Annotated in this window: 9 protein-coding genes; all 9 read right to left on the bottom strand. The window is 52.8% G+C overall.

Features of this window, described 5'->3' with window-relative positions; genetic code table 11:
• Positions 1-27: 27 nt before the first annotated feature.
• The 9 genes from ACFSUC_RS11050 to ACFSUC_RS11090 all read right to left on the bottom strand — a co-directional run bounded on the left by ACFSUC_RS11050 (position 28) and on the right by ACFSUC_RS11090 (position 11,896).
• On the bottom strand, positions 28-1,158 hold the full coding sequence (locus ACFSUC_RS11050) for an outer membrane protein assembly factor BamB family protein (protein WP_379929656.1): 1,131 nt from the start codon (positions 1,156-1,158) through the stop codon (positions 28-30).
• A gap of 73 nt (positions 1,159-1,231) precedes the next feature.
• The gene (locus ACFSUC_RS11055; protein WP_379929657.1) at positions 1,232-1,816 is read right to left on the bottom strand and encodes a CDP-archaeol synthase; all 585 of its coding nucleotides are present in this window, start codon (positions 1,814-1,816) and stop codon (positions 1,232-1,234) included.
• A 19-nt stretch (positions 1,817-1,835) separates the two neighbouring features.
• A complete protein-coding gene (locus ACFSUC_RS11060) occupies positions 1,836-2,678 on the bottom strand; it encodes a hypothetical protein (protein ID WP_379929659.1) in 843 nt (280 codons plus the stop codon).
• Positions 2,675-5,266, bottom strand: coding sequence for a PEP/pyruvate-binding domain-containing protein (locus ACFSUC_RS11065; protein WP_379929660.1), 2,592 nt, complete (start codon positions 5,264-5,266; stop codon positions 2,675-2,677). Before ACFSUC_RS11065 ends, ACFSUC_RS11060 begins: the two co-directional genes overlap by 4 nt.
• 26 nt (positions 5,267-5,292) lie before the next feature.
• Complete coding sequence (locus tag ACFSUC_RS11070) at positions 5,293-8,046, bottom strand: phosphotransferase (protein ID WP_379929661.1); 2,754 nt, start codon at positions 8,044-8,046, stop codon at positions 5,293-5,295.
• 49 nt (positions 8,047-8,095) lie between these two features.
• The gene (locus ACFSUC_RS11075) at positions 8,096-8,710 is read right to left on the bottom strand and encodes a CDP-alcohol phosphatidyltransferase family protein (RefSeq protein ID WP_379929662.1); all 615 of its coding nucleotides are present in this window, start codon (positions 8,708-8,710) and stop codon (positions 8,096-8,098) included.
• 157 nt (positions 8,711-8,867) lie between these two features.
• The gene (locus ACFSUC_RS11080; RefSeq protein WP_379929663.1) at positions 8,868-10,451 is read right to left on the bottom strand and encodes a sensor histidine kinase; all 1,584 of its coding nucleotides are present in this window, start codon (positions 10,449-10,451) and stop codon (positions 8,868-8,870) included.
• Positions 10,444-11,127 carry a response regulator transcription factor gene (locus tag ACFSUC_RS11085; RefSeq protein ID WP_379929665.1) on the bottom strand — a complete coding sequence of 228 codons (684 nt, stop codon included), beginning with the start codon at positions 11,125-11,127 and terminating at the stop codon, positions 10,444-10,446. The genes ACFSUC_RS11080 and ACFSUC_RS11085 overlap by 8 nt, the downstream gene beginning before the upstream one ends.
• Before the next feature lie 154 nt (positions 11,128-11,281).
• Complete coding sequence (locus tag ACFSUC_RS11090; RefSeq protein WP_379929667.1) at positions 11,282-11,896, bottom strand: hypothetical protein; 615 nt, start codon at positions 11,894-11,896, stop codon at positions 11,282-11,284.
• Between the last annotated feature and the right edge of the window lie 10 nt (positions 11,897-11,906).

Below are 11,906 nucleotides of genomic sequence, written 5' to 3' on the forward strand. Positions count from 1 at the left end.
GCAGCGGGCTGAAACAGCTATATCTGATTATTTTGATTCTGTCAGGGCATACAGGTACCCGTCATCGCTTCCGATATACAGGACACCATCTTCCACCGCCGGAGAGGCATAGACATTATCTCCCGTCTGATATTCCCACAGCTTTTCTCCACTTCCGGCATCGACGGCAAAGACGATTCCCTTGTTCTCCTCCGAATAGTGATTGCCACAAGCGGCGTAGACCGTTTCCCCATCCATCGCCGGGGAAGCATGCACCGGGCCAATCGTATCGAGGCTCCACTTCACCTGACCCGTTTCGGCCGCCACAGCCAGCAGCAGATGATCATCCGAACTGCCGGAATACAGGGTTCCCTCATGCAGCGCTGGCGTGGACATCAAATACTGCAAACGATCACACTTCCAAATCGGTTCGCCGCCCTGGATATGCAGGGCAGCAAGACCATAGCTCCGCATCCCGACATACAGTGCCTGCTCATCGGCTACAATGGCGGAATCTACCGCTTGTAGCAGCGGAGAAATCCAGCGCTGCTCTCCTGTTTGGGCATCCAGGGCCACGACATTTCCCGGCTCACACTGGTGCTCCACATCATAACCTTGCAGACCTGCATACACCACTCCCTGTCTTACCGCTGGTGTGGCGTGCAAAAACGGAGAGATATGATCATGTGCATAGCCATGGAACGTGAGTCGCTTCTTCCATTTCAACTGACCACTTTGGGCATCGACTGCATAGAAGGTACTATCTCCTGCGCCGAAATAGAGAACGCCTTCATACAGCGTCGGAGAAGACTGCCAGTAATCTACAGGATCTCTGGGCGGATCGGTTCCCTCTGTCTGAAACGTCCACTGAAGACCGCCATCGGATGAACGAATCGCATATAATGCCCCGTCTCCACTGTATACATAAACCCATTCACGGGTGACCGCTGGTGTGGAGACAATCGGTCCCTTCGTTTCAAAAGCCCATTTCTGCTGTCCTGTCTCCGCGTCAATCGCATAGAGGTGATGGTCATGACTGCCTGCGTAGACCACGCCCTCTTGTACCACGGGAGAGGAACGGATCTTATCCCGCGCTGCAAATCGCCACTTGATTTTGGGTTCCAGCCTTGGACCCTTTGAGGGATAATAACCGGTATGTTCTGCATTGCAACGAAACATAAACGCTTCCTCCTTACACAAATCTGGATACCCATATGTTCGACAAACAGACATTTTTATCCTGCTGACGGCTTTACCTGGCCTGATTTTTCAGCTTCATCACATAGAGCAGCACATTCACCACATAATGAATGAGCGAGCCGATCACCAGAAACAGCACAACTTCCATGATGGACGGATGGTAGAACACATAGGTGGCCAGGATACAGCCGATCACGGAATCCACCTGATCCATCATTGTAAAAAAGAGGCCTTTCAATCCCCTGTCATTCTGACCGGGTGCAATATCTATCCGCCGTTTGATAAAGCTGTTAGGCAGCTCAAACAACACGTAAGCGAATCCCCAAAGCATCCCGTACAGCCATTCTGAACCGGGAGAGAATTCATCCCAGGGAAGCAGGGAATGTCGATTCAGCCAGTCCCAATTCTCCGCGGCGATCCCCATCATGCCAAACCAGAAACCAGCGAAGACGATCATCCCCCAAAATCCGGCCCACGTCTTGTTCGCCCCGAAAACCGGCTTGCCGTCTCGCCAGCACCTTCCGCCATCCATGGCCACCCGGTTCCGCTTCACGATCGGCAGCTTCACCCATCCCATATTCGTCATTCCAGCCAGCACAATCGGCATCATAAACAGCAATACCTCGAGTCCAATCATCGTAATCATCCCCCTTTCTCTATGACATGACCAGCATGGTGACGGCACGCGCCAGCAGCGGGAGCAGGAAAAAGGTATAGCCAAGTACATAAAACAGGCGCACACGCGTAGTGGAAGGATGCCTCAGCATCGTGAGCAGGAGCGCCTGGTTGATCAAATAGTGGAGAATGAGAATCAGCAGGAGGATCGATGAATCCTCACTCACATAACCATAGCTCATCCCGCTGAGGCAGCTCATCAGAAAGAGCAGACTGGCCATGCCTGTCGTCTTCGCTGTACCCATCAACTTCTCATAGGAAGGAAGGGGTTCCGGTCTTCGCTGTCCGATATTGTGGGCATACTCATGTGCAATCGCCGCCCCGTAGATCCAACCTCCAGCGGCCACAGACGAGAGAGAGAACGTATCAGTGTACAGCCAGGATATATAGACGGGCAGGAAGACGAAGACGACGTTAGATCCAAAGGGACGCAGCACATACGGCATTTGCTCCTGCACCCGAAACCAGATGGCATAATACATCATGCAAGCAATGACCATGCCGAACAACGGAAGAGTATAAAGGGACACGATCACGATCACGGCAAGCGCATACCAGACAGATCGCTGGACGGCCTGTGGGGAAATGACCCCGGAAGAGAGCCCCCTCTGCGGGCGACTCATCCGATCTTCGGTTATCGCATGCAGGTCATCCGTCGCGCGCAAGGCAAACAGGCTGAGCCAAGTGATCACAAAAGCATGCAGCACGGACAGAAGCATTCCCTGCTCCGACACTTCCATCAATCCCAGCACGAGCACCCCGGCAAGCGGCAGAGTGATGCGAAATGCGTAACGCTCTGCGATATATCGAACGACCGCATTCATGATACGCTGGCTTCCTCCATCCATGCCTGTCTCTCAATTTCTCCAGTATCTCCGTTGACACAGACCTGCTCTCCATCTGTCAGAACCGTGGTCGCTCTCTCCACCGCTGTAATGGCTGGAATGCCAAATTCGCGCGCCACGATGGCCCCGTGAGACAGCATGCCGCCCTTCTCTAATACAATCGCCCCGGCGAGCCTGAAAAGCGGCGTCCAGCCTGGGTCTGTGCTTTTCGTCACCAGAATGTCTCCTGGCTGCAACCGCTGGTCCTGAACAGGGTCCAGAATAATTCGCACTGTGCCCGTCACACGACCACCGGAGACGGGCACCCCGATGAGAGAGGATTCCGAGGACATACCCGATTCGGATAACCCCTGTGCCACATCCTTCTCTACATATCTCCCTCGCGCTCGCATGAAGAAGCCCGGGGGCTCTGTCTGCTCGTTATCCATCGCCGCCTGTTTGCGCAAGGAGACCAGGGAGGGAATGGTTTCAGGAAACTGAAATTTCCCGTAGCCCAGCGCTTCGATCTCATCCCAGCGCAATTCAAACACATCCTCTGGCTGTGCCAGGTGATGGCATTCCGTCAATCTCGACCCGATTTGCAAGGCGATCTGACGCATCTCTCCGAACAGCAAGCTGCGAATCAGCCGACTTTTTTCCCGCATTTGAATGGCTTTATGAGCCTGACGCAGCATGAGGCGAAACAGCATTCTCTTCGGCAGGGAGAGGGCGCGGCTGATCTGCTGAATGGCCCGCGCAGCCTGATCCTCGTGTTCCTCCTGTGGCCTGCCTGCCGCAGCTGCTGAAACAGGTGCAGCAGCAGAAACAGGTGCAACCGTCTGGTATTTGCGAACGAGCGACCAGTACAGATCATGCCTCTCCTCAAAGGTCGGGGACACCATCGTACAATCGTGATAGCATCGTCCGCCAAACTGATCCAGAAAGCGATGAAACAGCGCAGACGATTCGCCTTGCAACTGCTGCTCCAACTCATCATATCTCTCCTGTTCCAGCAGCTTCTGGAGACCGGGTGCGCGCAGCAGGCATCTGGCTTGCTCTTCGATTAGCCGTGTTGGTTCCATGCTTCGCAGTTCATCGGTCTGCAAGACGTGAACAGCGGCCAGATCGGTGCGGAATTCGTCCGTATGTACCCATTTCTTGATCATCAGACTCAATCCGCCCGGGAAGATGGCAGCGAACAGATCGACGATGGCCGGACGATCGTAATACCGTTTGACAAAGCCATGCAGCACTTGATCCATCGTCTGCAGCAGCTGAACCAGAGACTGCTGGTCATACCCCTTGCCTCTCCATTTCGCTCTCTGGGCATAGAAAGCATCCTCGTATTCCTGGACCCGACGGGCCCCTGTCAGCCACAGCCGCATGGAGCGAAGGGACAGCGAGGTATAGCGAAGCCATGAGGATCGTTTCCGTCCAGCAGGCGCAGATGCTGAGGTCGGCTCATATTGAATCGGCGTATACTGACCAATAAACTGATCCAGCAGCTTCTTCAGCATCGGGCCCACAGGCAGCATATAAGCGCCCTCATACCAGTGGGACAACTGATAGTAGATTCTCCCTGCATGAATGCCTGTTGTATGCCGATAGACGGCACGCGCCTGCTCCAGCTGAGCCTCCTTGACGCCGAGCATGCGCAGCATATGATAGGAATAATACTGATAGAACGAATCGACCAACGACCAGGTCAGCGGGGAAACGACAGAAGGAAAATTCTCGACCATATTGACATTGGTCCAGAGTACAAGATCATGCTCCTTCATACCGGTAATCGGTCGGACTTGCAGCAGCGTGATATACTCACCCGATGCACACCATTCAATATCCACTGGCTGCTGGTAGTGCTGTTCAATTTGCAGGGCAAGCTGAACCAACTGCGTCAGCGCTTGACCCAATCGCTCTTCTCCGGCAGGCAGGGCTACTCGCCTGGTCAGACGGGAAACCAGCAGACGCGCAGGCGTCACCTCCCCGTTCACCAGTTGATCACCGAGCCCTTCCACCCATTCGATAACGAGATGGTCCGTATCTCTGGTAACCGGATTCATCGTAAACAGCACTCCGGCATGATCCGGATGCTGCTGTTCCTGTACAATCACGCCCATCGGAGCGTGCTCGCTCAACGACCTCTGTGACACATAAGCCGTCACAGCCTGACTGAGCATACTGGCCCAGCAAGACCGAATTCGGGCATAGACTTCATGGGCCGTCACATTCAAATAGCTCTCAAACTGGCCCGCCATCGAATGATCTTCCCCATCCTCAGCAACGGAGGATGAACGGACCGCATACCGGTGAAATTCATATTGCTGCAGACCTTGCTGAATGGCTGCATACAGATCCTCCGGGAACGTCCCTTTCAATATTCGGGCTTGCTTCTCTTCCGGCGCAAGCGACCCATCCGCCAAACAAATGTCGTTGAATTGACAATAACGCTCGAACGCCGATACCGTCAGCACAAACCCATCGGGCACAGGAAGCTGCAACTGGTGAAGCTCCATCAGGCGAGCTGCCTTCCCTCCTACCTGAACTGCAGGAGCAGGTGCGCCTGCTAAAGGCAAAACATCCGACATGCTGCTTCTCCCTCCTTTCTGATTGCTCATCGTTTCATATCCATGTGCGGTGTTTCCAGTGACTCACATCCCGAGCGTGAGTCATCCAGCCTTGTTTCGATATAGGCGGCCAAATTGCCATACACTCTCTCCATATAAGGCAAATGAAGCAAATTGTTGGCCAGCAAGTATAAATTGTAGCGAACGGTCAGCAGCTCCAGCGCATTCAGCATCGTGATCCTCGCAAATTCGACCGGGTCCAGGCTCTGACTGGTGACTCGTTCGAGCTGCTTCCGGTAGCCGTTCAGATAGTGATCCATTTGTTTGACGGTATCCTCGCCATCCAGCGCATATATGAGAAATTCCAGCACATCATGCTGCGGATTCTGATAACGGGCGAGTTCCCAGTCATAAACAACCAGTTGCTTCGTGGAACTGCGCAGGGCGATATTTCGGGTGGTGAAGTCATTATGCGTCAGCGTCTGATGATAGTCCGCCATCGTGGCCGCGTGCTCCGGAAGCTGCTCGATAAACGTCCGCATCCGCTTGTACAGCTCGTCCGATATCCACTGTGGATACCGCTCATGATTGTACGTCGTCAAGGCCAGCAGAAGCTCGGTTGCATCACTGTAATCGACTGCTCCCGCCCCTGTCACCTCTGCTCCCCAACCCTCCCCGGGCGGCTGGTTCCAGTAAACGCTATGCAAGTCAGCCAGATCATTCAGCACGCACTCAATGTGCTGGGCATCCCACTGTTCAGGCTGCGTGATAGTATTGAAATGACTGCAATCAGACAAGTCTTCCATCAATATCACATGGGCATCCTGATCGGGCTCGTTCCTCACACCATAAATAACGGGACAATAGGTCAGCAAAGCAGAATCTGCCTTCGTATAGACCTCGATCTCCCTCCCTGTAGCCCCTTCAAATCCGAAAATATGCATTTGGGACTCAAACAGTCCGGACAAGCGGTCATCACCCGACAACTTGGCGATGGCAACCCCCAGCTCCATCATGTCTGTCTCTCCAGACTTCACCTTCATCACGACAGGCAATGACTTGTTATCTGTATCATCTTCAATAGACAGCACATAGCGGTGCAGCCCCTGGAACGTTTTTTGCCTGTTTTTAAGCATATTGGAGACAACACTCGATGAGGTATCCAGCGAGACGATATCGAAGGAAGTCACTTTGCCCACCGATGGTTCCAGCAAGGATTGAAAGAACCTTGGTGTAATCTGATTGCGGGCAATGCCGGTCCCGGATGCTTTTCTGCCCAGCTTCTCGTGAGCTTTGACGAATTGATGCGATTCGATCGCCGTAGAAGTGGAGATATCCAGTGCGAGACAGCTGGCTGCGATAATTTCGGCGAGCTTGTATACTTTGCCCGGCCCATAACAGTCCATCATCTCCAATCCTTCCCGCTGCGCAGGCAGGTTCGTGCCCCCGCCTACCGTTCCGATCACGAGGGATGGCAATTGTAGATGAAAGGTGATGCCGCTCTTTTCCATAATGGGCTTGAAAATCGCGGTACTTGATTCATGCACACAGGCGATGTCCTGACCAGTGGCCGTGAAGATACCGGCGATGACATTGGCGACATTGACATTATGACCGATCATGCCTGTTTGCAAAGCGCCCGTCTCCGCCATGTTCCAACTGTGCATATAAGCTTCGCTGGATACCCGGAAGATACGAGCCATCTGATCATGGGAAAGGTGTACGCTGGCCATGACCTGGATTCCTCTTCCTTCCAGCAAGTTGCTATAGGTCACCTTCTTGTCTCCGGCCATGTTCCCCTCAATGACATATCGAACCTCCTGCAGATCAGAAATGAACTGAATCTGCTCCATGATCCACTCGCAGGCCACGAACGTACAGGACGTCGTCATGTTTTGTCCGGCTGCATCGCCGGTTTCATAGTAAAACTGGACATGAAGCGCACTGCCGAACGGACGGAACTGCAGACGAACCAGCTTTGCCACCGAGGAGACACTTTCTGCCTTGGCGCGAATATCCGTTTCATGATCTCGCATCCATGCTGCGAACCGCTGGGCTGCCTGCATATTGGGACAATGAAACAGCGGCGACCTCAGCATGACCTGTCGGTTCACATACACGTCCACTCCGCCTGCGGCGTTGCAGCCTCTGGCTCCACGGGATATCGAGCTGATCAACGCACCTTCAGAAGTTGCAATCGGTACCGGATAGGAACCATTGGCGTAGGTGCCATTCACGTGAATAGGCCCCGCGATGCCGACTGGAATCTGTACCGCTCCGATATACTGTTCAATGTTCCCCGCCAGTACGGAAGGGTTGTCGTGATACATCGACTGTTTCAGATTCGGATACGATCGTCCTGTCACCTGATCCAGCCAGCGATGCCGCTCCGCTATCGCTTCCTGCGTATAGTGCTTTCTGCCGACGAAAGCAGGCAGCGCGCTGCCACTTTCCGAAGCTTGTGAAGCGGCAGACAGACGGGAATGTCCGAGAAAGCCCACATGAAACTGTTGCCGAAAGGTATGCCGGTATTTCGTATACGAAGCCGTCAGATCGACTCGCATACAGCCTTCGCTCACGGTCATTTTCTCAATCATCAGATGATGGAAGACCGTATCATGTTGCGGGCCAAACAATTGGACCGTAGGCAGCGTATCGCCTTCTAGCAGGGGCAGCAATTGACGGCATATGAACTGGAAACCGTTTTGACCGTATTCGGTCATCCGCCCTTCGTAGAAGCTGCTCTCATATTCGAACAACAGCTTGGGCCTGCGATGCGTATGAAAGGAATTTCCATACATATTCTCAACTCCTTTTTTCAATCAAGTCAGTGCAGGATCATGCGCATCCTCACCATAAGAACCACAGTGCAACTGGCAGCAGCACATACAGTGATTTCGTGGCCAGACCCTTTTTCGCATAGGGGAGCGCAGAACACATGGCGACTGCGGCAGACAGAAAATACAGACTGATGGCAAGGGTCTGTGTCTGATTCGAAGCCTCCACAGCTGACAGCGCAGCCAGCAAGATGACGAACCAGCTGGCACATACCGTCGTCGGTACGCCGATAAAATAAGCATCGCGGTTCGTTTCGCGCATTCCGGACAAGTTAAAATAGCCTAATCGCCACACACCAGACAGCAAGTACAACAGCATAAATGGCACCGTCCACATCGCTGGCTGGAAGGACAGCCAAAACAACAGGGGCGGGTACAAGGTAAAGTTAAGTGCATCCGCCAGGCTGTCCAGTTGTTTCCCCATTGCTGTCGTTTGTCCCAGGCGACGCGCCACCGCTCCATCCAGGCGATCCAGCAAGATGACGAGTACATAACAGGCATAAGCCCAAAACACGTACTCCTCCATCAGCAGCAGCACACTGACAAAACCGAATAGCAGGGAGAGCGATGTCAGTCCATTGGCCACGTTGCTGAATTGAAGAGGGGGAAACGCCTTGAATTTGTTCATGATACAACTCCTTTCTACCAAGGGAATCATGACCATCCTGCTATCTCCATACAGGGCCGTACAGGGCCATACAGGATGGTGGATGCGGTATCTAAAAAAAGAATAGGACAAGGTTACCACGCAAATGTGTTGAGCATATGTCGAACGTGTCGAATGATCACGATCCATTCATGGGAATGGTCAGAGTGAAAACGGTCCCGGAGGCGGACGTTTCCTTGACGAAGAGGTCGCCTCCTTGCGCATTTGCCAGCATCAGTGAAAAAGGCAGACCAAGTCCCAGTCCCTTTACCATGTGCTTTTTGTCTTTGCCGCGATAAAACCGCTCGAATATGTATGGAAGATCCTCCGGTGCGATCCCCTTTCCCTGATCGATGACATCCAGTGCAGCCTTACCGTCTGTATGGATATACAACCGGATGTCGAGTGGACCATCACTGATCGAGGCCTGAGAAGCATTGTTAAGCAGATTGAAGATCATTTGTTGCGTCCGTACGGGATCACCACGTACTTCCACTTCATGCGTGAACTCCGATCTGACGGTCACTCCCTGCTTTCGCTTATGCGCCATCTGCCACTGCTGGCACACTTGCTGTACAAAGCTCGTCCAGCTCATGGTCACAATCTCTGCCTTCAGCGCTCCGGTTGCGAATCCGTTGAAATCCAGCAAATCTTCTACCATCCGCTTGAGACGCTCGGTCTCCACAATAGAGAGCTGCAGAAACTCCTGTTTCTCCTCCTGCTGAACGACATCATCCTTCACGGCCTGCACCAGGCTGCTGATCGCGGCGATCGGGGTCTTCAGCTCATGAGACACACCCGCCAGCAGCAACGTACGCAGAGCCTCCAATTCCTTCAGCTTCTCGGCCATGCTCTGGATTGCAGACATCATCTCAAACACTTCTTTTTCCTTGATCATCTGCTGATCGATGGCGATTTCATAACGGCCTTCTTTCATTTCGTTGGCAGCCTGTGCCACCTCTTCTATGGGCCGAACCAGCCGTTTCGTGACCACGTAGATCGTCGCCCAGCCCAGCAGCAGCATGCCGACCAGCACGGAGATCATATAGGGATAATGAAGCTCCAATCGGGTCGCATCCTGGTTGTCCATCCCGATCATCATTTCTGCCGCCAGTTGCTGTTCATGAAAAATGGGCACATGCACAATATGGATAGAACCAAGCGGCTCCACTTTGATGGTCGCCGTGACAGGATCGGCCGGAAGCGGTCTCTCATGAAGCAGACGGAGCAACACAGGCCCCCATGAAACGCCCGAATGACCTGCTTCCAGGAAGGGAGGGGGGCGGTTCGGGTCTTTGTCTCTCCATGCTGGCGGAGGGGGGAGATGAGGGGCAGCTGGCCGATGCAGAGCTGGCCCTGGTGGCGGAAATGGAGGAGAAGAGACTGGGGAGTCTGGTGTGCTTGTGCTGTGAACTGGGAAAGCCAATTCCCTCTGGCCGTTTACAATCACCAGGGGCAGCCTCATATGCATTTGCAGGACCCCCTGAATCATCTTCAGTCGCTGATCTATCTCTCGATCATCCACAATCAGGCCCTGATCATTGACGACCTGACTGGCAAGCTCGTTAGCCAGAATCTCCATTTGCTCCAGTCGATGTTCCTTGGTGGCATGGCGTATCCACAAGAAGGCGATGACAGTGATAATTAGAATCCCGACTAGCAGGTGCAGGAAATAAGCGCGGGTACAGTGGAAAAACAGCGTAACTCTGCGGGTTTTATTCATGGAGCATCAACTGGTAACCGATCCGGTGCATGGTACGGATCTCGCCCTCCACAGCGCTCCAGTGCGCCAATGCCTGACGAATACGCCGAATGCTTAAATCTACCGCACGGTCACTTCCCTCATAATCTCTGCCCCAGACACATTCCAGCAGTTTCTCCCTGCTAAAAACCTGCTTGGGATGCGCAGCCAACAGCAAAAAAACAGACAAGTCTCTCGGACTAAGCAGGACTTCCCTGCCGTTCACAAATAATTGATGCGATTGGAAATCAACTTTTAATGATCCGTAATACCGCACATCCTCTCTCTGCAACATGGCGGCTGACCTCGCCAGTACCGCTTTCACTCTTGCCAATACCTCCTCACTGACAAAGGGCTTGGTGATGTAATCATCGGCTCCTTCCCGAAAGCCCAGCAGCTTCTGTTCGGTTTCCGACAGGGAAGTGAGCAAAATGACCGGGCAAGCATGATGCTGGCGTATGTGTCTCAGCACTTCCCAGCCTTCCATACCGGGCATCATAATATCCAGCAGCACGAGCGATGGTTCAAATTCCCGAAAGGCTTCTACTGCGGCTAGACCGTCATGCACCACGAGGGTCTCATAGTTTTCCCGCTGCAGGTACGCCTTCAGAACACGGGCAATGGCTTGATCATCCTCAGCAATTAAAATTCGTTTCATGAACACGTTCCAACTCCCTAATCTGAATCAGATCTATTCTTCTTTCTGTATTATATTACAAAATGGCATCAAAAAAGGGAGATCTTCAAATTGAGATCTCCCTCTTTCGGTTCTATGCGTCTCTATTCGTACCTTTTCATCATCTGTTACGGTCTTACTGCCTTTCCAAATGGGTGGATTGCAGCTTCCATTGTTCTTCCTGCTTCACCAGTGTAAAGGTAACCTGCATATTGCCTCTCAGGTCACTCTCTTGCTGCTGAATCACTTCAACCGTATTTTCGTCTGCCTGATTCACTTCGAATGGCTGTTCGGTCTCCAAAAAGACCGGCAACTCGGTCGGTTTCAGGTAAACCCCGTCCTCTCGTTGCTCGAAGTGGATATCTGCAGTCCCGACTGCCCAGGCTTCCGTCATGATGGTCTCATACTCGTCTAATATGTCTTGCATGGACGAATAGCCCTCTATCTTGAACTGATCATCATAGTCCTTGCCTGTCTCCATAAACACCTGTTCATATTGAACCAATACCTGCTCAGCCTGTTCACTGGTCATGGGCTCTTCCTGTTCGGCTTGTTCGCTGGTCATGGGCTCTTCCTTTTCTGCGGGATTGTCCGTTTCCTCTCCCTGCTCAACAGGCTGTTCATTATCAACCTGACCCTCTTCCTGCTGATTGGCTTGTGGCTGCTCATTGCCAGCAGCATTGTCCGTATTGGAACAGTCAGCCACAACAGCCAGCATGAGACCGAATACAATAACCTGTAAATATTTCACGATGTATGAC

The sequence above is a fragment of the Marinicrinis sediminis genome, from assembly GCF_042685085.1.
Lineage (GTDB): Bacteria > Bacillota > Bacilli > Paenibacillales > KCTC-33676 > Marinicrinis > Marinicrinis sediminis.